The organism is Dactylosporangium sp. CA-092794, from assembly GCF_050948465.1.
GTDB lineage: Bacteria > Actinomycetota > Actinomycetes > Mycobacteriales > Micromonosporaceae > Dactylosporangium.
In genome coordinates this window covers 1,391,700-1,413,582 of sequence record NZ_CP192044.1, presented here as the reverse complement: position 1 = coordinate 1,413,582, position 21,883 = coordinate 1,391,700, and the positions used below count along the sequence as shown (strand labels likewise).

General features: G+C 73.9%; 23 protein-coding genes. 17 read left to right on the top strand and 6 right to left on the bottom strand.

Annotated elements, in window-relative coordinates; genetic code table 11:
• Nucleotides 1-157 precede the first annotated feature (157 nt).
• The 5 genes from ACQPXD_RS06225 (at nucleotide 158) to ACQPXD_RS06205 (ending at nucleotide 5,176) form a co-directional block, all read left to right on the top strand.
• Nucleotides 158-1,720: a sugar ABC transporter ATP-binding protein gene (locus ACQPXD_RS06225; protein ID WP_432835703.1), complete on the top strand. Its 1,563-nt coding sequence runs from the start codon at nucleotides 158-160 to the stop codon at nucleotides 1,718-1,720.
• Between the two features lie 31 nt (nucleotides 1,721-1,751).
• Nucleotides 1,752-2,753, top strand: coding sequence for an ABC transporter permease (locus tag ACQPXD_RS06220; RefSeq protein WP_432835701.1), 1,002 nt, complete (start codon nucleotides 1,752-1,754; stop codon nucleotides 2,751-2,753).
• A 47-nt stretch (nucleotides 2,754-2,800) separates the two neighbouring features.
• Nucleotides 2,801-3,970, top strand: a complete 1,170-nt coding sequence (locus ACQPXD_RS06215; RefSeq protein WP_432835699.1) for a sugar ABC transporter substrate-binding protein — start codon at nucleotides 2,801-2,803, stop codon at nucleotides 3,968-3,970.
• Nucleotides 3,967-4,752 (top strand): SDR family NAD(P)-dependent oxidoreductase, encoded by a 786-nt coding sequence (locus ACQPXD_RS06210; RefSeq protein WP_432835697.1) that lies wholly within the window; start codon nucleotides 3,967-3,969, stop codon nucleotides 4,750-4,752. The genes ACQPXD_RS06215 and ACQPXD_RS06210 overlap by 4 nt, the downstream gene beginning before the upstream one ends.
• An 88-nt stretch (nucleotides 4,753-4,840) precedes the next feature.
• Complete coding sequence (locus ACQPXD_RS06205; protein ID WP_432835696.1) at nucleotides 4,841-5,176, top strand: YciI family protein; 336 nt, start codon at nucleotides 4,841-4,843, stop codon at nucleotides 5,174-5,176.
• A gap of 6 nt (nucleotides 5,177-5,182) precedes the next feature.
• Here ACQPXD_RS06205 and ACQPXD_RS06200 read toward each other — a convergent pair whose 3' ends face one another.
• Complete coding sequence (locus ACQPXD_RS06200; RefSeq protein ID WP_432835694.1) at nucleotides 5,183-5,479, bottom strand: hypothetical protein; 297 nt, start codon at nucleotides 5,477-5,479, stop codon at nucleotides 5,183-5,185.
• A 632-nt stretch (nucleotides 5,480-6,111) separates the two neighbouring features.
• Between ACQPXD_RS06200 and ACQPXD_RS06195 the strand changes: the two genes are divergently transcribed.
• The 7 genes from ACQPXD_RS06195 (at nucleotide 6,112) to ACQPXD_RS06165 (ending at nucleotide 11,898) form a co-directional block, all read left to right on the top strand.
• A complete protein-coding gene (locus tag ACQPXD_RS06195; RefSeq protein ID WP_432835692.1) occupies nucleotides 6,112-6,684 on the top strand; it encodes a helix-turn-helix domain-containing protein in 573 nt (190 codons plus the stop codon).
• A gap of 81 nt (nucleotides 6,685-6,765) precedes the next feature.
• On the top strand, nucleotides 6,766-7,368 hold the full coding sequence (locus ACQPXD_RS06190; protein ID WP_432835690.1) for a copper resistance CopC family protein: 603 nt from the start codon (nucleotides 6,766-6,768) through the stop codon (nucleotides 7,366-7,368).
• A 34-nt stretch (nucleotides 7,369-7,402) separates the two neighbouring features.
• Nucleotides 7,403-8,230, top strand: coding sequence for a DUF72 domain-containing protein (locus ACQPXD_RS06185; RefSeq protein ID WP_432843672.1), 828 nt, complete (start codon nucleotides 7,403-7,405; stop codon nucleotides 8,228-8,230).
• A 40-nt stretch (nucleotides 8,231-8,270) separates the two neighbouring features.
• Nucleotides 8,271-9,122, top strand: a complete 852-nt coding sequence (locus ACQPXD_RS06180; protein ID WP_432835688.1) for a LysR family transcriptional regulator — start codon at nucleotides 8,271-8,273, stop codon at nucleotides 9,120-9,122.
• 129 nt (nucleotides 9,123-9,251) lie between these two features.
• The gene (locus ACQPXD_RS06175; RefSeq protein ID WP_432835686.1) at nucleotides 9,252-10,088 is read left to right on the top strand and encodes a lysostaphin resistance A-like protein; all 837 of its coding nucleotides are present in this window, start codon (nucleotides 9,252-9,254) and stop codon (nucleotides 10,086-10,088) included.
• Nucleotides 10,088-11,242 carry a sensor histidine kinase gene (locus ACQPXD_RS06170; protein ID WP_432843670.1) on the top strand — a complete coding sequence of 385 codons (1,155 nt, stop codon included), beginning with the start codon at nucleotides 10,088-10,090 and terminating at the stop codon, nucleotides 11,240-11,242. The genes ACQPXD_RS06175 and ACQPXD_RS06170 overlap by 1 nt, the downstream gene beginning before the upstream one ends.
• Nucleotides 11,239-11,898 carry a response regulator gene (locus tag ACQPXD_RS06165; protein WP_432835684.1) on the top strand — a complete coding sequence of 220 codons (660 nt, stop codon included), beginning with the start codon at nucleotides 11,239-11,241 and terminating at the stop codon, nucleotides 11,896-11,898. The genes ACQPXD_RS06170 and ACQPXD_RS06165 overlap by 4 nt, the downstream gene beginning before the upstream one ends.
• A gap of 6 nt (nucleotides 11,899-11,904) precedes the next feature.
• Here ACQPXD_RS06165 and ACQPXD_RS06160 read toward each other — a convergent pair whose 3' ends face one another.
• From ACQPXD_RS06160 to ACQPXD_RS06150, 3 genes are all read right to left on the bottom strand, one after another.
• Complete coding sequence (locus tag ACQPXD_RS06160) at nucleotides 11,905-12,522, bottom strand: DUF4232 domain-containing protein (RefSeq protein WP_432835682.1); 618 nt, start codon at nucleotides 12,520-12,522, stop codon at nucleotides 11,905-11,907.
• 121 nt (nucleotides 12,523-12,643) lie between these two features.
• A complete protein-coding gene (locus tag ACQPXD_RS06155; RefSeq protein WP_432835680.1) occupies nucleotides 12,644-13,465 on the bottom strand; it encodes an alpha/beta hydrolase family protein in 822 nt (273 codons plus the stop codon).
• 7 nt (nucleotides 13,466-13,472) lie between these two features.
• Complete coding sequence (locus ACQPXD_RS06150; protein ID WP_432835678.1) at nucleotides 13,473-14,438, bottom strand: hypothetical protein; 966 nt, start codon at nucleotides 14,436-14,438, stop codon at nucleotides 13,473-13,475.
• Between the two features lie 61 nt (nucleotides 14,439-14,499).
• Between ACQPXD_RS06150 and ACQPXD_RS06145 the strand changes: the two genes are divergently transcribed.
• Complete coding sequence (locus ACQPXD_RS06145; RefSeq protein WP_432835676.1) at nucleotides 14,500-15,006, top strand: PadR family transcriptional regulator; 507 nt, start codon at nucleotides 14,500-14,502, stop codon at nucleotides 15,004-15,006.
• On the opposite strand, the gene ACQPXD_RS06140 is transcribed toward ACQPXD_RS06145, so the two are convergent.
• Nucleotides 15,003-15,305, bottom strand: a complete 303-nt coding sequence (locus ACQPXD_RS06140) for an MTH1187 family thiamine-binding protein (RefSeq protein WP_432835674.1) — start codon at nucleotides 15,303-15,305, stop codon at nucleotides 15,003-15,005. The genes ACQPXD_RS06145 and ACQPXD_RS06140 overlap by 4 nt on opposite strands.
• Nucleotides 15,306-15,329: 24 nt before the next feature.
• Between ACQPXD_RS06140 and surE the strand changes: the two genes are divergently transcribed.
• The 3 genes from surE to ACQPXD_RS06125 all read left to right on the top strand — a co-directional run bounded on the left by surE (nucleotide 15,330) and on the right by ACQPXD_RS06125 (nucleotide 19,100).
• Nucleotides 15,330-16,118 carry a 5'/3'-nucleotidase SurE gene (gene surE, locus ACQPXD_RS06135; RefSeq protein ID WP_432835672.1) on the top strand — a complete coding sequence of 263 codons (789 nt, stop codon included), beginning with the start codon at nucleotides 15,330-15,332 and terminating at the stop codon, nucleotides 16,116-16,118.
• A gap of 305 nt (nucleotides 16,119-16,423) precedes the next feature.
• Complete coding sequence (locus ACQPXD_RS06130; protein WP_432835670.1) at nucleotides 16,424-17,758, top strand: aminotransferase class I/II-fold pyridoxal phosphate-dependent enzyme; 1,335 nt, start codon at nucleotides 16,424-16,426, stop codon at nucleotides 17,756-17,758.
• 97 nt (nucleotides 17,759-17,855) lie between these two features.
• Complete coding sequence (locus tag ACQPXD_RS06125; protein WP_432835668.1) at nucleotides 17,856-19,100, top strand: globin domain-containing protein; 1,245 nt, start codon at nucleotides 17,856-17,858, stop codon at nucleotides 19,098-19,100.
• Nucleotides 19,101-19,102: 2 nt separating this feature from the next.
• Here ACQPXD_RS06125 and ACQPXD_RS06120 read toward each other — a convergent pair whose 3' ends face one another.
• Nucleotides 19,103-20,971 carry a helicase-associated domain-containing protein gene (locus ACQPXD_RS06120; protein WP_432835667.1) on the bottom strand — a complete coding sequence of 623 codons (1,869 nt, stop codon included), beginning with the start codon at nucleotides 20,969-20,971 and terminating at the stop codon, nucleotides 19,103-19,105.
• Between the two features lie 201 nt (nucleotides 20,972-21,172).
• Here ACQPXD_RS06120 and ACQPXD_RS06115 point away from each other — a divergent pair, with 201 nt between their 5' ends.
• Nucleotides 21,173-21,823, top strand: coding sequence for an LPXTG cell wall anchor domain-containing protein (locus ACQPXD_RS06115; RefSeq protein ID WP_432835665.1), 651 nt, complete (start codon nucleotides 21,173-21,175; stop codon nucleotides 21,821-21,823).
• Nucleotides 21,824-21,883: the final 60 nt, after the last annotated feature.

Below are 21,883 nucleotides of genomic sequence, written 5' to 3'. Positions count from 1 at the left end.
CCTACATAGGTAGGTACGTAAGACGCTAAATGCAAGGTCGGACGATGGTCAAGCCGTGAACCTCGGCGACTCGGCCCTTGCGCTACCTACCACGGTAGGTGTTACGGTCGTGTGACGCCGATCTCAGGGGTGAGATCGGGATGGCCAAGGAGGACACGTGAACGGTCGTCGTGAGCTCCTGGCGCCGCTCGACCCGGACGCCGCTCCGGCAACGCCACGACTCGCGCTCGCTCACGCGTCGAAGACCTACGGGTCGAGCCGGGTGCTGAGCGACGTCGGGCTGGAGCTGGCACCAGGGGAGATCCACGCCCTCGTGGGCCAGAACGGATCGGGAAAGTCCACGCTCGTCCGGATCCTCTCGGGAGTGATCGCCCCCGACCCGGGCGCCACGCTCGAGGTCAACGGCCAGAAGCTGGACCTGCCGACCAGACCCACGCAGTTGAATCGGCACGGCCTCTCCTTCGTCCACCAGGACCTCGGCCTCATCGAGGACGCGACGGTGGTCGAGAACATCAGGATGGGGCGCCTGCGCCGGCACCGCCTGACCCGGCGGATCGACTGGCGCACCGAGGTCGCCGAAGCGGCGGCCACGCTGCAGCGGCTGCGATCCGCGATCGACCCGCGGGCGCGCCTCGGCGACCTGCGTCCCGGCCAGCGTGCGCTGGTCGCCATCGCCCGGGCCCTGCAAAGCCACGAATCGGGCGGCGGCTGCATCGTCTTCGACGAGTCGACGCAATCGCTCCCGCGAGAGTCGCTGCCCGAGTTCTACGAGATCGTCAAGGTGCTCGCCGCCGAGGGAACCTCGGTGCTGGTCGTGAGCCACCGGCTCGAGGAGGTGCTGCTCCTCGCCGACCGCGTCACGGTGCTGCAGGACGGGCAGGCGCGCGCGTCGGGCATCGAGACCGGCGGCATGACCGAGGCGGCGCTGGCGCGTCTGCTGCTCGGCCGGGAGGTGGAGCTCGCGGACCTGCCACCCCGGCCGGTCGGCCCCGGGACCGACCGCCCCGCTCTGTCCGCCCGCGGCGTGAGCGGTGGCGGCCTGACCGGACTCGACCTCGACCTCAAGCCCGGCCAGGTCCTCGGCGTGACCGGCGCGACCGACGCCGGCCACGAGGTGCTCGCCGCCGCGCTCGCCGGCGCGAGGTCCGACGTGACCGGGATCGTGCGCACCGGTGCCCGGCAACGCGGGCTCGACCTCGCGCGCAGTGCCGTGCGCGACCACATCGCGGCCGGTATCGCCTACGTTCCCGAGCAGCGGGCGCACGAAGGGCTGGCGCTGGCGATGACGGCGCTCGAGAACGTCACCCTGCCTCGCCTGCGCCGGCACGCGAACCCCTTCGCGATCGGCAAGGGCTGGCAACGCCGGGAGTTCGCCGAGATCGTCGGCCTGCTCGGGATCACTCCGCCCGCCGCGGACCTGCCCGCGGCCTCGTTCAGCGGCGGCAACCAGCAGAAGCTGCTGCTCGGGAAGTGGCTGCTCAACCGGCCGGACGTGCTCCTGTTGCACGAGCCGACGCAGGCGGTCGACGTGGGAGCCAGGGTCGACATCCTGCGCGTGGTACGCGCGGTCGCCGACGCCGGGACCGCCGTCCTGATCTGCTCGGTCGAGGCCACCGACCTCGCGTACGTCTGCGACGACGTCATCGTGCTGCGGGCCGGCCAGGAACATCGCCGGCTGACCGGCCGGTTCACCGCCGCCGACGTCCTCGACGCCCTATGACCGCCGCCTCGACACCTGGAGACCGCCAGCCATGACCGCCACCGCAGCCGAAACACCGCCCAAGATCGGTGAGCGACGCACGTCGTTCGCGGCCCGGCTCCAGCCCAGCAGATTCTCCGTCATCGGGGTCTGGGCCGTGCTCGCCCTGTTCTACGCCCTCCTCGTCCCCGACCTGTTTCCGACCTCCGGCACGTTCCGGGCGATCTTCGGATCGCAGCAGGCGCTGGTGTTCCTGTGCATGGCGCTCATCTGCACGTTCGTCGTCGGGGAATTCGACCTCTCGTTCGCGTCCAATCTCGGGCTCGCGGCGACGGTCGTCCCGGTGCTGGTCGTCCTGCACGGGCAGAACATCTGGGTCGCGTGCATCGTGGCCGTCCTGGCCGCGACCGCGGTCGGGGCGGCGAACGGGTGGATCGTCGTGTTCCTCGGCATCGATCCGATCGTCACGACGCTCGGCATGGGAACACTGGTGCTCGGGCTCGCCCTGAAGATCGAGAACCTCACCGCGGTGAGCGGCCTCTCGCCGGACTTCGCCAAGCTGTCCACCTACCCCGTGCTGGGGTTGCCCATCTCCTTCTACTACGGCGTCGTGCTGACGATTGCCCTCGCCTATGTCCTCGCCGTAACACCGCTGGGCCGCAACATGCGGTTCGTCGGCGCCAACCCCGAGGTGGCCCGCCTCGCGGGCATCAACGTGCGGCGGATCCGCTTCGGAGCCTTCGTCGCTTCCGGTCTCATCTGCGGGGTCGGCGGCGTCCTGCTCGCGTCGGCGGTCGGCGGCTACGACGCCAGCCAGTCGCAGCTGTACCTGCTGCCGGCGTTCTCGGCCACCTTCCTGGGCACCGCCGTCATCCAACCGGGCAGGTTCAACCCGATCGGCTCGTGGGTGGCCATCTACTTCCTCGTCACCGGCATCGTCGGCCTCCAGCTCCTCGGCTACGTCGGTTGGATCAGCCAGGTCTTCTACGGGGCCGCCCTGGTGCTCTCGGTGACCGTCTCCACGCTCGTGCGCCGGCGCGCCCGGCGCCCCTGAGCGGTGCTCGCAATCCCGCCATCGGCCTCTGCTTCGAAAGGAAGCCCATGAGCACCACCCGCCCCTTGTCCGCCGGTCTCCTGGCGGTCGCGGCTTCGGCGACGCTCGCGCTGAGCGGATGCCAGAGCGCGTCGGAACCCTCCGCAGCCGCGACGAACTCCAGCGACGTCAGCGCGGCACAGCAGGCACTGGACGCCTACGTCAAGACCGGCCCGCCGGTGAACATCGACTTCCCCCCGGTGACCCAGGCCGCCTCGACATTACGGGGGAAGCGGATCTTCTACATCCCGATCCTGACCGCCCCGCCGCTGTTCCAGTCACAGGCGAACCTGCTGAAGAAGGCCGCCGGCGCGCTCGGCATGTCGGTCACGGTCTGCAACGGCAACTCGAACCCGGCCGACATCACCAGCTGCTTCAACCAGGCCACGTCGTCGGGCGCCGCCGGCATCATCACCGACTCGATCCCGCCCGGGCTCGCACCCCAGGCATACCAGGACGTCGTGACCAAGAAGGTTCCGACCGTGGCGCTGAACATCAACCAGGAGGTACCCGGGCAGTACACCTCGATGGTCAGCGCCTTCGACCGGCAAGAGGTCAAGCAGAGCGCGATCACCGCCGACCAGATCATCGTCGACTCGGGCGGAGACGCGGAGGTGCTGCTCATCGCGATCAACGACAGTGAGGCGACCACGAACTCGGTCGCCAAGGGCATCGAGCCCGAGTTCAAGCAGAACTGTCCCCGCTGCAAGCTGAACAAGCTCGCGATCAACAGCAGCCAGCTGGGCAACGTGCCGTCGCTGGTGGCGACGGGTCTGGTGCAGCACCCGAACGCCGACTACGTCTACGCACAGTTCGACGTCGTCGCGCAGGGCGCCATCCAGGGCGTGACGCAGCAGCAGAAGGCCGGCCAGGTGAAGATCGTGTCCGTCAACGGCACGCTGGGTGCCCTGCAGTCGATCAACTCCGGCGCCATGTTCGCCGACACGGGCAGCGACATCAACTACGAGGCCTGGGCGTCCATGGACATGCTCGTCCGCCAGATGCTCGGCGCGGATCCGATGGCCGAGGAACACGGCAAGAAGATCCCGCTCCGCACGTACACGAAGCAATCCATGACCGACATCCAGCTGAACAGCAACGATTACGAGTCCGGCAAGTGGTTCGGTGACCCCGCCGCCTACGAGGGCGCCTTCAAGAAGCTGTGGGGTGTCCAGTGAGCGCACCACTGACCGGACGCGTCGCGATCGTCACGGGAGCGGCCCGCGGCCTCGGCAAGGCGATCGCGCGAGCGCTGGCCGACGACGGCGCCGCCGTCGCGGTGGCGGACATCGACGCGCCGGCGGCCGAGGCCACCGCCGAGGAACTCCGTCTCAAGGGTGCTCAGGCCGTCGCCTACGAGCACGACGTCCGCAGCGAGCGATCAAGCCAGGAGCTCGCCGGTACGGTGCTCTCGGACCTCGGACGGGTGGATGTCCTGGTCAACAACGCCGGCGTGGGCCCGAACCCGGCGCCCTTCCAGAACTTGACCGAGCTGGAGTGGGACCGGGTGATGGACATCAACGCGAAAGGCGTCTTCCTGACGACGAAGGCGGTCGCTCCGACCATGATCGCTCAGCGTTCCGGGCGCATCATCCACATCTCGTCGGTCGTCGCCAAGCGGGCTTCGCCGAACATCCTGCCGTATGCCGCCTCGAAGTGGGCGGTGGTGGGGATGACCCAGACGATGGCACGTGAGCTGGCCCAGTTCGACGTGACCGTCAACGCCGTCTGTCCCGGCGTGATCCGCACCGAGCTGCACGAAGGTGTCGTCTCGCGGATGTCGGCGATGACCGGCAAGGACCAGGACGACGTCTGGCAGACCTTCTACGACCGCATCGCGCTGGGCCGGCTGCAAGAGCCCGAAGACATCGCGGCGATGGTCACATTCCTCGCTTCCGACAAGGGCCGGAACATCACCGGCTCGGCGTTCAACGTCAACGGCGGTATGGAGTTCAACTGAGCCAGTGGAGTTCAACTAGCCTCGAGCCGGGTGGGACCGGGCTGACAACGGTCCCACCCGCGCGGCCGACAAGGAGCGTTCGACGCGAATGACCAGCAGCGCATCGGCCGACGGCCGGCCCGTCCTCTGGGCCGTCGTGACCACCAGCCTCGTGCCGTGGCCCGAGATCGCCCCGCGCATCCACGAACACCAGCGGTACCAGGAAGAGCTGCTCGCGAACGGGCAGCTGATCATGTCCGGCCCGTGGACCGATCAGGCGGGACGGCCGACCGGCGCCGGACTGGCGATCCTGCGCGCCGCGACCTCGCAGGAGGCGGAGGCGATCGCTTCGGCCGACCCGCTCGTTCGCGCCGGACTGCGCACCGTCGCGGTCAACGCGTGGAAGATCAATCAGCTGAACCCGGCCATCGCGGCGGTGACGTGAGGCCGGTCAGGCGGACGCCCGCTCCTTGAAGCCGGGCCAGGGCCGCAGGTCGGGATCGTCGCCGTTCTCGAGCTTGTCCCACCAGCCGGTGCTGAGCAGCTGATAGTCGGGACCGAACCCGCCGTTTGCGTAGTCCCGGTAGACCGCGGCCAGCAGCGGATGCAGTCCGAACCCCAGCCGTCCCTCGGCACGTTCGATGTCCTCTGCTCGCAGCGGAGCGGGCAGGTGGGCGAGCGGCATCGTCGGCTCGTCCTCGAGGGCCCTCGCCGCGATCCGAGCGAGCAGCGCGCTGTAGTCGGTCATGGCGACATCATCGCCGATCGCGGAACCCCTGGTCCTTTCGTGTTCCGGAAGGGGCGATGGAGTTCCGAGACGTCGCCGTCAGCAAGTCGGTGAGCGCTTGGGTGTCGTGCTCCCGCAGCACCGGTCGAAGGCGGCGGCCGGCCGCCTTCGACCGCGGCTTGCGCCCTCCCACGCCGCCGGATCCAGGGGCCGGCTCAACCCCGTCGATCCAGAACGGCGCGACCCCCAGCGGCCCCGCCCGCCGCGCCCGGCGCCGGTGGCCCCTGCGGCCGGTGCGGCGTTTTGCTTCCGTGATCATGCACCGGAGACGTCCACTGGCCGGGATCCTCATGATCGCGGAGTGATAGTGCCGCTCCTGGTACATCGTCGCTCCACGATCATGGAGATCCCGCCATTCGGGATGCTCCTCGGCATGATCGCGGAAAGAAAGCGCCGTCGGGCGACCACGCCGGTCGGCCCCGGCCTGGTCACCGCCGACGAGCTCGGCGGGGCCGAGCCGGACCTGATCTGCACCGGCACCCCGGGGCGGCGTCGGCGACGGCCGCGACCCGAAGGTCTACCTGCGCGAGGGGCAGACCCTGCGGACCGTCATCGAGGGCATCGGCGAGACCCGCAACGTGTGCCGCCCCGAGGTGGTGGAGGCCGCTGCGCTCACCGGCGGGATGGGTGCCCTGCTGGCCCACGACATCCGGCACATCGCCCGCCACCACGACCAGTTCCAGCCCACCGACGCCGGCTTCCTCGGCCGGCGCCTGGTGGACCTGATCGCCGCGACCGTCGCCCAGCTGCTCGGCGCGGCCGACGCGATGCCGGGCGAGACCAAGCGGCGGATGCTGCGGACCCGCATCGACGCGTTCATCGACACCCGCCTCGCCGATCCGGCCCTCGCACCGAATGCCGTCGCCGACGCCCACAACATCTCGATCCGCGAGCTGTACCGCGTCTTCGGCGACGGCGGAAACTCGGTCGCCGAGGAGATCAGGCACCGCCGGCTGGAGCGCTGCCGCCGCGACCTGACCAACCCGCTGCTGCGCAACCGCCCGGTCGGCCTCATCGCCCAGGCGTGGGGATTCACCCACCCCGAGCACTTCAGCCGGCTCTTCCGCCGCACGTACGGCATGTCGCCGACCCACTATCGCGCGCAGGCCGCGGCATCGTCGGCGCCGCGGCTCACGGCGTCGCCGGCTCGGCGGGCCGGCGGATGACCCGCGCGAGGATCGGGAACTTTCCTGGCCGCCGGAACGACTAACGACCGACGGCTGGGTATTCACCTGCGTGGAGGTACGGTGCGGCGGTTGGTGGTCGGGGCGTTCGCGGTATTGCTGGCGGCCGGCGGTGCGGTCGGCATCCCGGCCGGGCCGGCCTGGGCGCACGCGACGCTCCTGCGCAGTGACCCGGCCAAGGGGTCGACGGTGACCACACCGGTGGCCACGATCACCTTGACGTTCGACGAAATGGTACGGCAGAGCAAGACCGTCATCACGGTCACCGGACCGGACGGCACGAACTACAGCGACGGCGCCGCCCAGGTGGTCGACAAGAACGTGCTGCAGGCGGTCAAGCCGCTGCCCGCGGGCGCGATCACGGTGGCCTGGAAGTCGGCGGCGGCGGACGGTGACGCGATCTCCGGGTCGTTCGGGTTCACCAGTGCCGTGCCGGCGCCGACCAGCGCCGCGCCGTCCCCCGAGCCGACGAGCGCCGCGCCGGTCACCGCCGCGCCGACGAGCGCGGCGGCGGCCGGGCCGGTCGCCGGGACGCCGCTCGCCGACCGGCCCGCCTCCGGCGAGCAGAGCCCGGCCGGCTGGTGGATCCTCGCGGCGGTCGTGGTCGTCGCGGTGCTGGCCGGCGGCGGCTGGGTGTGGTCGCGGCGGCGGAGGGCGCGCGGATAGCGTGGGCCCCATGCGGCTGCATGTCGGGTGTGCGATGTGGACGCTCAAGGCGTGGCAGGGGCGGTTCGTCGCGCATCCGCTGCCGGCCGGGGAGCGGCTGCGGGCGTATGCCGCGCTGTGCAACGCCGTCGAGGGCAACACCACGTTCTACGCGACGCCGGCGCGCGAGACCGTCGCGTCGTGGGCCGAGCAGACCGGGGAGGACTTCCGGATCGTCGTCAAGCTGCCGAAGCGGATCACGCACGAGCGGCGGTTCGTGGACGTGGCGGCGGACGTGCGGGCCTTTCTCGACGCGGTCGAGCCGCTCGGGCCGCGGGCGCACGCGCTGTGGGTGCAGCTGCCGGGGTCGTTCGGGCCGGGCGAGGTCGACGCGCTGGCCCGCTTCCTGCGGCGGATGCCGCCCGCGCACCGGTACGCCGTGGAGGTACGACATCCGGCGTTCTTCGCCGATCCGGCGGCCACGCGGCAGCTCGAGGGCGTGCTCGCGGCCGCGGGGGCGGAGTGGGTGCCGTTCGACACCACGGCGTTCTTCGAGCGGCCGCCGGCCAGCGAGGCCGAGCGCGACGCGTGGGCGAAGAAGCCGCGCACGCCGCGGCGGTCGGTGGCGTTGACGGACCGGCCGATCGTGCGGTACCTCGGGCGGGACGACGTCGAGGAGACCGTCCGCGGGTGGGAGCACTGGGCCGGCGTCGTCGAGGGGTGGCTGCGGGAGGGGCGCTCGCCGACCGTGTTCATCCACACCCCGGACAACGCCGACGCGCCGCTGCTCGCGCGGCGGTTCCACGACGAGGTGCGGGCGCGGGTGCCGCGGCTGGAGCCGCTGCCCGAGCCGGCACCGGTGGAGCCGCTGACCCTGTTCTGAGCCGGGCCACGGCGCCGGTGGCCGGGTATCGTGCCTGGTGATGGACCTGCGGACGCTGCGCTACTTCGTGGCCGTCGCCGAGGAGCTGCACTTCGGGCGGGCCGCGGCGCGGCTGCACATGACCCAGCCGCCGCTCAGCCGTGCGGTCAAGGGGCTGGAGACGGATCTCGGCGCGGTGCTGCTGCACCGCTCGCCGTCGGGCGTCGAGCTCACGCCGGCCGGCGCGGCGCTGCTGGCCGAGGCGCGCACCCTGCTGGCGCAGGCCGACCGGCTGCGGGCCCGGGTCTCCGCCGCGTCGGGCCCGGCCACGCTGACGATCGGCACCCTGGGCGACGCCGCCGACCAGACCGGCACCCGGCTGGCCGCCGGCTTCCGCGACCGCCACCCGGGCGTCGACGTCCACATCCGCGAGGCCGACTTCGCCGACCCCACCACGGGGCTGCGCACCGGCCTGGCCGACGTGGCCCTGACCCGGGCGCCGTTCGACGACACGGGCATCGCGACGGTACCGCTGCGGGCCGACCCGGTCGGCGTGGTCCTGCGCGCCGACGACCCCCTCGCGTCCGCCCCCGAGCTGCGCCTGGCCGACCTCGCCGGCCGCCGCTGGTTCCGCTTCCCGGACGGCACGGACCCGCTCTGGAGCGCCTACTGGCGGGCCACCCCGGACGGCGACGGCCCGGTGGTCCGCACCGCCCACGAGTGCCGGCAGGCGGTGCTGTGGACCGGCACGGTGGGCCTGACGCCGCTCGGGCACGCGCTGCCGGCCGGGCTGGTGGCCGTACCCCTGCCGGAAATGCCACCCAGCCGGCTGGTGGTCGCCTGGAACACGGCCGCCGCGGGCCCGCTGGTCCACTCCTTCGCCCGGCTCGCCGCGGCGCTCTACCGAGGCTGATCGACCGCCTGTCCCCCGTGCGAGCTACGGGCAGGTGTCCACCGCGCGGTGACGATTCCGGGCCGTCGAATCCATACCGTTCGACATAGCCGCGGCGCACCGGCCGCGGGACACGGACAGGGAGTCGTCATGCGACTGTTGAAGCAGTTCGGGGCCGTTGCGGTGGTCGCCTTCGCCGGCAGCCTGGCGGTCGGCGCGGTGGGAGGCAACGCGTGGCTCACGCTGATCCTGGGCGTCGCGACGGCCGTGCTGTGTGTGCTCACGTACGCCTGGGTGGTGCGGCGCACCGAGCGCCGCCCGGTCACGGAGGTGGCCCGGGCCGGCGCCGTCGCCGCGACCGCGCGGGGCGTGCTGCTCGGCGTGGGGCTGTTCGCGGCGGTCATCGCGAACATCGCGATGCTCGGCGGCTACCGGGTGGTCGGCTGGGGTTCGGCGGTGGCCACGGTAGGGACGCTCGGCTTCATGGTCGCCGCCGCCGTGACCGAGGAGCTCATCTTCCGCGGCGTGCTGTTCCGCATCGTCGAGGAGCGCATCGGCACGTGGTGGGCGCTGGCCCTGACCGGCCTGCTGTTCGGGCTGTCGCACCTGCTCAACGAGCACGCCAGCCTGTGGGGCGCGATCGCCATCGCGGTCGAGGCGGGCGGGATGCTCGCCGCCGCGTACGCCGCCACCCGCAGCCTGTGGGTGCCGATCGGGCTGCACTTCGGCTGGAACTTCGCCGAGGCCGGCATCTTCGGCACCGTGGTCTCCGGCAAGGACGGGTCGCAGGGCCTGCTGGACGGCGCGATGTCCGGCCCGACCCTGCTCGGCGGCGGCGACTTCGGCCCGGAGGCGAGCCTGTACTCGGTGCTGGCCGGCGTGCTGACCGCGACCGTGTTTCTGGTGCTGGCCCACCGGCGCGGCCGCCTGGTGCCCCGCCGCCGGCGCGCCGCCGTGGCCGGTTCGGCCGATACGCTCGCCCGGTGATGGACCCGCAGCGGATCCCGGACCGGTGGCGTCGCTTCGACGTCACGGTCCGGGATCTTCCGTTCGCGCTGCTGCTCGGCCTCGCGTCGCTGGTGCCCGCGCTGCAGGGCTACGGCACGCGGCTGGGCGACCAGCCGGCCCGCCCCTACGACGCGCTGGCGTTGCTGGTGGCCGCCCTGGAGTGCCTGCCGCTCGCCGGGCGCCGGCGCTGGCCGGCCGCCTGCCTGGCCCTGGTGTCGGCCGGTTTCGCCGTCGACCAGCTCCGCGGCTACCACATGGTCGCGGGCACGGCGCTGCCGATCGCGCTGCTGAGCGCGGGCGCCCATCTGGAGCGGTACCGGCGGGTGACCATGCTCGTCGCCTCCGCCGCCTACGTGCCGCTGGCGTTCGCGCTGGACCGGCAGGGACTGACCGAGGGCCTGTCCGGGTTCGTGACGTTCTACCTGGCGCTGGTCCTCGCCTGGGGCATCGGGGCGTGGCTGCGCCAGACCCGGGCCGCCGAGGCGGAGCGCCGCCTCCACGTCGCGGAGGCCACCCGTACCGCCGAACGGACCCGCATCGCCCGGGAACTGCACGACGTCGTGACCCACCACGTGACGGCGATGGTCGTGCAGGCCGAGGCGGCGCGCTACCTCACCGCCGCACCGCAGCGCCTCGACGAGGCGCTGAGCGCCGTCACCGACACCGGCCGGCTGGCCATCGCCGACCTGCGGCACCTGCTCGACCTGCTCAACCCCGACCACGGCACCGGACGGCCGGTGACGCCGTCCGTCGGCGCGCTGAACGACCTGGTCGAGCAGACCCGGCGGGCCGGCCAGCCGGTAGAGTTCACCGAGGAGGGCGCCGCGCCGCGCGCGACCGGCAGCGCCGAGGTCGCGGCCTACCGGGTCGTGCAGGAGGCCCTGACCAACGCCCTGAAGTATGCCCACGGCAGCCGCACCGTGGTCCACGTGCACCACGGCCCGAGGGAGATCACCGTGGAGGTCAGCAACGACGGCTCGGGCTCGGCCGCGGGATCGCCCGGCGGGAGCGGGCGGGGCCTCACCGGGCTGCGCGAACGGGTCGGCGTGCTCGGCGGCGACTTCAGCGCCGGCCGGGAGCCGGGCGGCGGCTTCGCGGTGCGGGCCCGCATCCCTTCGGGGAGCGCCGCGTGAGCGACGCCATCCGGGTCCTGGTCTGTGACGACCAGGCGCTGATCCGCACCGGGTTCGCGACCATCATCGACGCGCAGCCCGACCTCGAGGTGGTCGGCGAGTGCGGGGACGGGCGGGCCGCGGTCGACCTCGCCGGCCGGCTGCGCCCGGACGTGGTGGTGATGGACGTGCGGATGCCGGTCCTCGACGGCATCGGGGCGACCCGCCTGCTCGCCGGCGCCGGCGTGGCCGAGCCCGTCAAGGTGCTCGTCGTGACGACGTTCAATCTCGACGAGTACGTCTACGAGGCGCTGCGCGCCGGCGCCAGCGGCTTCCTGCTCAAGGACGCGCCGCCGGCCCAGCTGCTGCACGGCATCCGCACGGTGGCCACCGGCGCGGCCCTGCTGGCCCCCGAGGTGACCCGCCAGCTCGTGGGCCGTTACGCGGCGCGGATCCGGCCCGTCGGCGGCGGGCCGGACGACGTGCCGCTGACCCCGCGCGAGCTGGAGGTGCTGCGCCTCATCGCCAACGGCCTGTCCAACAGCGAGATCGCCGCGACGCTGGTGATCAGCCAGGAGACCGTCAAGACCTACGTGTCGCGCATCCTCACCAAGCTCGGCCTGCGCGACCGGGTGCAGGCGGTGGTCTACGCCTACCGCCGCGGCCTGGTCACCTGAGGCCCGTCACTCGCTGAGGCCGGCCACGATCGGCGCGACGTCGCCCAGGTCGACGCCCTTGGCCCCGCAGGCGCGCGCCTTCCACGGCACGAACACCGCGCCGGTCTCGTCCGGCGGGTACACCCGGAAGCCGGCCACGTCCACCGCGTGGCAGTCGGGCTCGAACAGGTCCGGCTGCCCCTGCCGCAGCAGCGCGTGCGCGGCCGCCTGCGGCGCCAGCACGACCTTGGCCGGCGTCACGTCGCTCGTGCGCTGGAAGGGGTCGTTGACCTGCTGGCCGGACGGCCCGTCCAGCCACGAGACGCCCGGGTAGCCGTACAGCGAGCAGGTACGGCCGGACACGTTGGTGAAGACCAGCCAGGAGTACAGGCTCCCGGCCGCCCCGCCGCCCGGCGCGTCGCGCGCGGTCACCTTCAGCTCGCCGGTGTGGCACCGGTCGGACGCCGGCTGGGCGCCGGTCGGCTCGGCGGAGCCCGGCGGGGCGCTGGAGACGACGACCGGCGGCGCGGACGACATCTCGACCGGGGGCGCGGACGACGGCCCGGCGATCCCCTGCCCCGGCCCGCAGCCCGCGGCGAGCAGCAGCAGCGGCGCGAGCGCCAGGACGGCGATGCGGTACTTCATCGGAGTTTCTCCCTGCGTCGATGGTTCTCGGACGCGTGCTACGACTCACCGGCGCGGCGGACACCTTTCGGTTACCCACACAACGAACACGGCAGTCGTCTCGTCCGGTGGGGGCGGCCCGCTATGCGCCGAGGTGCCGGTCCAGGAAGGTTACGACCGCGCGGGCGAGGGCCTGGCGGTGGTCGGAGAAGACGTGGTCGGTCGGGAACGTGGCGTGTTCGAGGCGGTGGATCGGTTCCGCGGTGTACGCCGCGATGACCGGCTCGTGGTGCAGCGCGGGCGGTGCGGCGGTGTCGTGGGAGGCGGCCAGGACCTGGACCGCCCGGCCGGCCAGCGCCGGCGCGAGGCCGGCCAGTCGCCAGGCCGCGCCGGCGGCCAGCATCTCCGCGAAGAGGGCGTCGCCGTCGGTACCGCGCAGGGGCAGCAGGTCGGAGCCGAACATGTCGTGGGCTTCCCGGAGTACCACATCCGGGGCTTGGGAAACGGCGCCGAAGTCGAACGCCGCGATCGCGGTCACCGCGCGCACCGACGGGTCGTGCGCGGCGGTCCGCAGGGCGGCGAACCCGCCCAGGCTGTGGCCGACCAGCGCCACGCGCTCGGGGTCGAGGGCGTGCTCCGCGGCGAGTTCGCGCACGGCCGGGACCGCGCGGGCGGCGTCGGCCAGGACGTTGGCGAAGGAATAGGTGCCGCCGACGCCCCACGAGCCGCGGTAGTGGAACACCAGCGCGGCGTAGCCGGCCCGGCGCAGGGCCTGGGCCAGGTCGAAGTTGCGCTCGTTGCCCGGGAAGCCGTGCAGCAGCACCGCGATCGGGTGCGGGCCGGGGCCGGCGGGCACGTGCAGCACGCCGAGCAGCGGCACGCCGCCGCTGGCGAAGCGCACCTCGGGCGTGCGGGCCGGCGGGAGGAGCGCGGGGTCGGGGTCGAGCAGCCAGCGGTCGGTCACGCCCAGATCATCGCAGCAGCCGGCGCAGGCTGGTCGGGGCGATGCCCGACTCGGCGGCCAGGGCGCTCCACGACGCCCCCTCGGCGCGCCGGGCGGCCACGAACGCGCCGATCGAGGCGTAGCCAAGCGCCCGCGCGGCGCGGTCGCCGCGGTCCTGCGCGCGGTGGCGCTTGGCGGCGTGGGCGACCGGCTCGATGCCGTGGTGGCGCAGCGCGGCCAGCACCGTCCAGCGCGACACCCCGGCCTCCAGCGCGATCGCCGCGACCGAGCGGTGCTGCTCCAGGTGCGCGGCGCGCAGGTAGCCCGCGGTGCCGGCGTGGCCGAGCGCCCGCGCGACCGGGCCGAGCCGCGCCTCGCCCGGCGCCGGCCGGTCCGGCGTGGGCGCGTGCCGGCTCACCCAGTCCTTGTGCAGCCCGGCCTCCCGGCTGATCGCCGCCATGCTCAGCCCCGCCCGGACGCGGGCGGCGAGATACTCGTCGAACGTCGCGAACCCGAACCGCGCGGCGACCTCGGCCGCGACGCGGGCGCGGTGGCGCTCGCCGCGGCGCCGGCTGCCCTCGGCGCGGGCGGCCGGGTCGACGCCGGCCAGCGCGGCGAGCGTCTTGGCCCGGCGCTCGGCCGGGTGCGGGCGGCCCCGGGCGGCACGCGCGGCGGCCGCGGTCAGCGCCCCGCTGCCGGAGCGGTCCCGCGCCGCGAGCCGGGCGAGCCGGATGGCCGGCTCGGCGTGGCGCGCGGTGAGCGCGGCGGCGCGGCGCTTGCGGGTGGCGGTGCCGCTGAGCGGGTTGCCGAGCTCCAGGCCGAAGGCCTCGACATAGGCGGGTTTGGTCCAGCCGTGGTACCGCAAGTGGCTCGCCACCGACAGGAACCACCGCCCGCACAGGTGACAGCAGACCCGGTCGCCGTCGGCGAGCAGGACCCCGATCGGGGCGTAGTGCGGCGTGCCGTCGGCCAGCCGCCCCACCGGCTGTGTCATCCGCACCCCCTGCCCGGGTAGTCACAATGAGACTACCTGGGGAGGGCATAGGCTCGCGAGTGTGCCGTCGCTGTCGCTGCCCGAGTGGATCGTGCTCGCGCTCGTCGACGAGGCGCCCGCGCACGGCTTCGCGATCGCGGCGCTGACCGCCGAGGACGGCGACGTGGGCCGGGTCTGGCAGGTGCCGCGCCCGATCGTCTACCGCGCCGCCGACCGCCTCACCGCCGCCGGCCTGCTCGTGATCGCCGGGACGCAGGCGGGCCACCGCGGGCCGCAGCGCTCGGTGCTGAGCGTCACCCCGGCGGGCGCGGCGGCGGTGGCCGAGTGGCTGGCCCGGCCGGTGGCGCACGTGCGGGACCTGCGCTCGGAGTTCCTGGTGAAGCTGGCCCTGCTGACCCGCCGCGGCCGCCCGCTGGACGCGCTGGTGGCCGCGCAGCGCGAGACGCTGGCCCCGCTGGAGCCGGCCCTGGCCCGCCGCCGCGACCGGGCCGAGGGCTTCGCCGCGATCCTGGCCGCGTGGCGGCACGAGAACGCCCGCGCCGCCCTGCGCTTCCTCGACAGCCTTTAGCTTTCCAAGTACCGCTCGACCGAGGCGACCTTGGCGTCGAGCCGGCCGACCGGTCCGTCGCGCCAGTCGACCTTGATCACGGTACTGGTGCGCGGGCTCTTGGCCTGGACCACCGACACGGCCGCCTGCACCACGGCCATGACCTCCTCCCACGTCTCGCCCTCGACCGTGGTGAACATCGCCTCGGTACGGTTGGGCAGCCCGGACGCCCGCACGACCCGCACCGCCTCGGCGACGAGGGCCCCGACGTCCGCGCCGGTCCCGAGCGGTGTGACGGAGAACGCAACAAGTACAGACATGCCACTGACGTTAGTCTCGTGGTCGTGCGACTGTTGATCACGAACGACGACGGCATCACCGCCCCCGGCCTCCGCGCCTTAGCCGTCGCCGCGAGCGCCGCCGGCCACGACGTGGTGGTCGCCGCCCCGCACCGCGAGGCGAGCGGCTCCGGCGCCGCGCTGAGCGCCATCACCGACCAGGGCCGCCTGATCCTGGACCGCGTCGAGTTCGACGGCCTGCCGGCCTATTCGGTGGCGGCGTCCCCCGCATACATCGCCGCGCTGGCCGCGCTGGGCGTCTTCGGCCCGGCCCCGGACATCCTGCTGTCGGGCATCAACCGCGGCGCCAACGCGGGCCACGCGGTCCTGCACTCGGGCACCGTCGGCGCCGCCCTGACCGCGTCGAACGAGGGCCTGCGCGCCCTGGCCGTCTCCCTGGACGTGCTGACGGCGCTGATCGCCTTCGGCTCGGGCCTGGCCGCCTTCCGCCAGACCGAGGGCGAGGTCCGGCACTGGCCGACCGCCGCCACGCTCGCGGTGGGCCTGCTGCCCTGGCTGTCGTCGGCGCCGCCCGGCACGGTCCTCAACCTCAACGTGCCGGACCGGCCGCTCGCCGAGGTCCGCGGGGTACGCCGGGCCACCCTGGCCGCGTTCGGGCAGGTCCAGATGGCGGTGGCCGAGCTCGGCCACGACTACGCCCGGATCGCGGTCGAGGAGAGCCCGGACGCCCGCACCCCGGGCACCGACCTGGCCCTGCTGGCCGACGGCTACGCCACCCTGACTCCCCTGCACCCACCCGCCGAGAACACGACCCTCCAGCCCCCGGAATCCTGACCCTGCCCCGCGGCGTACTCGGATAAATCCAGACGCTCCGCGTCCGGATTTATCCGACATTTCGCATTTATCGCTTATGCCCGTTGTGCCTGCTTTGCCCGGCACAAACACTCCGCGATCACGCACGCGACCGGCCCCGAACGGCGGGTTTCTCATGATCACGGAGACATACGGTACCAATAGGTACATGTTCACTCCGTGATCACGAAAAAACCGAGGTGCACCGGGCGCCTTTTGCATGATCGCGGAGACTTGAAGCCCCGCGAAGGCGCGAGCGGTGAAAAGCGTGACAGTAGGGTCGGGGAGTGACCGCTGGGTTTGCGCTGGCCGGACGCACCGCCAGCGAGATATCCGCCGCCGTGGAGGCCGGCGTGCGCTCGGGCGCGCTGCCCACCGGCGCCGCGCTGCCGCCGATCCGGGCGGCGGCCGCGCAGCTGGGGGTCAGCCCGGCCACGGTCGCCGCCGCCTACCAGGCCCTGCGCCAGCGCGGGATCGCCGAGTCGGCCGGCCGCAACGGCACCCGGGTCCGGCCGCGCCCGGCGGTCGCCCCGGCCCGCGGCGCCTTCCGTCTGGAGGTCCCCGAGGGCGTCCTGGACCTGGCCTCCGGCGGCCCCGACCCGCGCCTGCTGCCCGACCTCGGCCCGGCCCTGGCCGCGCTCGCGGCCGAGCCCGCCCCGACCGGCTACGCCTCCGGCGCCGGCCATCCGCCGCTGCGGGCCGCCGCCCGCGCCGCCCTGGAGCGCGACGGTGTCGACGGGGCCGAGCTGGCGGTCGTGGGCGGCGCGCTGGACGCCGTCGAGCGGTTGCTCAACGCCCACCTGCTGCCCGGCGACCGGGTCGCGGTGGAGGACCCGGGCTGGGCCAACCTGCTCGACCTGGTCGCCGCCCTGGGCCTGCGGCCGGTCCCGGTGCCGGTCGACGAGTCCGGGCCCGACCCGCAGCGCCTGACCGACGCGCTGCGCGGCGGGGCCCGGGCGGCGGTCGTCACCAGCCGGGCCCACAACCCGACCGGCGCGAGCGTCACCGGCCCGCGGGCCGCCGACCTCCGCGCGGTCCTGGCCGCCCACCCGGACGTCCTGGTCATCGAGGACGACCACGCCGCCGAGCTGTCCGTCGAGCCGCTGCACCCGCTCGCGGGCGCCACCCGGGCGTGGGGCTTCGTCCGCTCGGTGAGCAAGCCCTACGGCCCGGACCTGCGCCTGGCCGTGGTCGCCGGCGACGCCACCAGCATCGCCCGGCTCACCGGCCGCCAGCGCCTCGGCACCGGCTGGGTGTCGACCGTCCTGCAGCGGCTGGTCACGGCCCTGTGGGCGGACCCGGCGACAGCCGCCGCACTGGCCGCCGCCCGCGCCGGGTACGAGGCCCGCCGCACGACCCTGCTGGCCGCGCTGCGCGAGCGCGGCCTGACGGTCACCGGCCGCACCGGCCTCAACGTCTGGCTCGGCGTGCCGAACGAGACCACCGCGGTCGCCCGGCTGCGCGAGGCGGGGTACGCGGTGGCGCCGGGCGCGCTGTACCGCATCGCCACCCCGCCGGCCGTGCGCATCACGGTCTCGGCCCTGGACCTGCCCGCGATCCCGGCCCTGGCCGACGCCGCCGCCCACGCCGCGCGCGGCATCCTCCCCGCCCCGGCCGCCTGACGCCGTCGCGCCCGCGCCTCACCAGTGCCGAAGGTCCTTTGATCTCACGCCTTCGGGACCTGCTGGCCGTCCGGGCGGCGCGGTTACGGTCGCGATCATGGCTTCCGGACTCCCCGGCGGGGACTACCATGCGCTGCTCGGGCTGCACCACGGCATGCGGCTGCGCCGGTACCTCAACGGGCAGACCGGCGGCTCCACCGTCGTGGCCGGCGCGCCGACCGTCGAGTCCTGGCCGCAGCGGCAGGACGATCAGCGGCTGCTGCGGGAGAGCCTGGCCTGCCTCGATCCGCTGCCCGACGCGCTGCTGTTCATGTACGGCGCGCTCTTCCGAGACCGCCCGCACATGCGCGGCATGTTCCCCGGCTCCATCCACGTCCAGCGCGACCGGCTCACCGCGTGCTTCCTCGCCCTCATCGACGCGCTGGACGCGCCGGGCGACGTCGTGCCCGCCGTCGCCGAGCTCGGCCGGGACCATCGCAAGCTCGGCGTGCTGCCGCAGCACTACGCGGTCTTCGCCGACGCGCTGGCCGAGGCGCTGCGCACGGCCGGCGGCGAGCACTGGCGCGACGCGTACCACGAGGCCTGGCTGCGCCTGTACTGGTTCACCGCCCGCCTCATGATCGAGGCCGCCGAGGAGTTCACCACCGACCCGCCGTACCACACCGGCGAGGTCGTCAGCCATGAACGCCGCCGCCCCGATCTCGCGGTCCTCCGCGTGCGCACCGCCCGGGCCTACCGCTACCGGGCGGGGCAGCACGCCACCTTGGAGTCCCCGCTACTGCCGCGCGCCTGGCGGTGCTACTCGATGGCCACCCCGCCCACCGGCGACGGCCTGCTCGAGTTCCACGTGCGGGCGCGGGGCGTCGGCGGCCTCAGTGACGTCCTGGTCGAGCGCACCGGCCCCGGCGACCGGTTACGCGTCGGCCCGGCCCGCGGCCGGCTGAGCACCGGGCCGCTGACCGGGGCCGCCGGGGTGCTGCTGGTCGCGGGCGGCACCGGCCTCGCCCCCATCCGGGCGCTGCTCGGCGCGCTGGCCCGCGAGGCCGCGCCGCCGCGGACCGTGCTCTTCGCCGGCGCGCGCACCGGCGCCGACCTCTACGACCTGGACTCGCTCACCGCGGCCGCCCGCGCGGCGCCGTGGCTGTCGGTCGTGCCGGCGGTGGCGGCCGGGCCGGCCTACCCGTTCGACGAGGGTACGCTGCCGGAGGTCGTCGCCCGCCACGGCCCGTGGCCCGGCCATCACGCGGTCCTGGCCGGCCCGCCCGCCATGGTCGCCGCCCTCAACCGACTGCTGCCGGACCTGGGCATCCCGGCCGGCCACGTCCAGTTCGACCCCGAGTAGGTCTAGGCGGGCGGCTCGGCGCGGTGGCGGGTGGGGCGCTCGAAGGCGATGGTGCCGTCGGGGTTCTCCGCGGCCGGGACGTAGCCGGCGGCGCGCAGGGCGGCGAGGGTCTCGGCCGGGGGCAGGGCGCTGGACAGCACGGTCGGGGCGAGCTCGGTCAGCTCCAGCCGGGCCAGGCTCTTCACCGCGCGCAGCTCGCCGAGGAGGGCCTCGTCGTCGCCGCGCAGCACGCAGCCGACCGTGCGGACCCGCACGTTGCCGTGCCTGCGGCCCAGGTCGGTGATGAGGTACTCCAGCGGCTGCGGCACCCGGCCGCCGGTGGCCGCGGCGCGGATGCTCGCCAGCAGCTCGTCGGCGGTGGAGCCGGCGTCGAAGGCGCGGCGGACCGAGGCCGGGGTGAAGCGCCAGGTGTAGGCGCCGCCGCGGGACTCGCGGTCGGCGGTCAGGTCGAGCAGGGTGCTGAGCGCGGCGGACGGGGTTCCGGTGGCGACCGCGGTGAGGTCGCTCTGCAGCACCACCGACTCCTCGGCGGCCGGCAGGAAGGCGCGCAGGGCGGCGGCGAGCCGGTCGCGGTCGCCCGTGGCCAGCGCGTGGCACAGGGCCGTGGGCGCGTGATGGGCGCCGACGCCCATGAGTTCGTACTCCCGCCAGAGCGCCTCCGCCATGGGTACCACCTCTTCGGCGTCCCCGGCCACGAGCGGGCGCAGGTAGGCCAGCATCGCGGCCAGGCCTTCGATGCCGGCCGCGCCACGGCCGGTGCGCAGCGAGGCCAGGACCGCGGTCAGCGTCACCCGCAGCAGCGCGCTGGTGCCGTCGTGCTCGCTGCCGACCAGGGCCGGGCGGCCGTCCAGCAGCAGGGGCGCGGCCGGCATCTGGAACCAGCCGTCCAGCAGCCAGCCGAACTGGTCGGCCGGCTCCAGCTTGAGCCAGCTGTCGAACTCGGCCGACGGCGCCACCTTGTCGCCGGCGATGCCGATCAGGCCGTTCATGCCGGCGACGGTGAGCCAGAAGCGGATGCCTTCCTCGTCGGTGCCGAGCAGCCGGGCCAGCTTGCGGACCTCGCGCAGCCCGATGCCGCCGGCCTTGAGGATCGGCACCGGGATACGCCCGCACTCCTCCAGCAGCATGGTCACGGCCGCCAGCGCCGACCGGGCGGCGGCCGCGCCCTCGCGGTCGACCATCTCGGCGCTGACCGTGGCCGAGGGCGGCGCGGGCGGGACCGGGTCGAAGCCGGCGCGGAACTCCGGCCGCAGCGCGACGCCGACCTCGCTGGGCATCGAGATGGCCGCGCCGTAGTAGGCGTTGAAGATGAGCAGCCCGTGGTCGACCGCCCAGCGCAGCGGCGAGGCCCGGCGGCCGTTGCGCAGCGCCATCATCGCGTGCGGGTCGGAATGGTACGGCTCGCCGGTGGCCAGGTCGAGCAGGATGTCCTGGGCCACCCGCGGCGCGGCCCGGAACTGCTCGCGCACCAGGTCGGAGTCGGCCAGGGCGGCGCTGATCGCCGCCACCAGCCGCCCGTGGTCGCGGGCCACGGGGGCGCCCAGCTCGTAGGCGATCCGCTGTAACTGCTCCACCTGCAGGTAGTTCAGCTCGTGCTCGGCGGCGCGGCCGAATCCGTAGCCGTTGGCCAGCACCTGGTGGAGCGCGACGGTGCGGATCCAGTCCGGCTCGGCCTCGTCCGGCCAGGCGAGCCCGGCCTCGCGCAGGGCGTCGAGCGCCGCGGCGAGCCGCCGGTCGTCCTCGGCGACGCCCAGCGCCCGCGCCAGATCCCGCCGCCGGGTGCCGGCCGCGCGCAGCGACAGGACCTCGGCGACCTGCAGTTGCGGCAGGGTCAGCAGCGAGGCGGCCTGGAGGATCTGTGGGGTCTCCACCGGCGCGAGGGTACTCCGGCCAGCGGCGACGCAGGGCTCCGGTGACGCCTCAATTACGCTGAGCGATGGATCATTAACGTTTTCTTAGGCGATTCCGACATTTCTGAGTTTTAGCAAATTTCTATGCCCCAATGGGTGTTGCGCGCCTACGGCCGCGCACTATCTTGTGTCGTCGCTAAGTTCCACCCCGTAGGAGACGACGTGAGAAACACGCTGTTCAGGAGGGTGGTCGTCGGCACATTTGCCGCCGCGGCCGCCGTCGGCCTATCGACCCTCTTCGCTTCACCGGCGAGCGCGCACACGGTGCTCGCGTCGGGCGCCGCGAGTTGTGACGATGACGGTACGTACAAAATCACCTGGACGGTCACCAACGACTTCGGCACTCCCGTACACATCAGCAATGTCGTCCAGAAGCCGGGCGACACCAAACTCGCCGACATCGACCTGGGCCCGCACGGGTCGGCGAAGGTCATCACCGAGTTCACGGGCACGACCAAGGCGGAGGTCGTGATCACCGGCGGCGGGCAGTGGAGGGACCGCAACGGCAACTGGCCGCAGAACGGGCCGCTGCCGTTCACCAGCACCAAGGTGACGCTGACCGGCGACTGCAAGACCCCGCCGCCGCCCACCACGGCCCCGCCGACGACCAGGCCGCCGGCCACGACGCCGCCCGCGACCACGGCCCCGCCGCGCACGCCCGAAGCGTCCCGGTCCGCGCCGCCGAGCCTGCCGGTCACCGGCTCGTCCAACACGATGCCGCTGGTCGGCACGGGCGCCGCGCTGGTCGTCGGCGGCGCCGCGCTCGTCGTCACCCTGCGCCGCCGGCGCAAGGTGACGTTCACCGCCGAGTAGGCCGGGCCCGCTGTTCGCGGCGCCGGCCGACGGGTTCAGCCCGCCGGCCGGCGCCGCGCC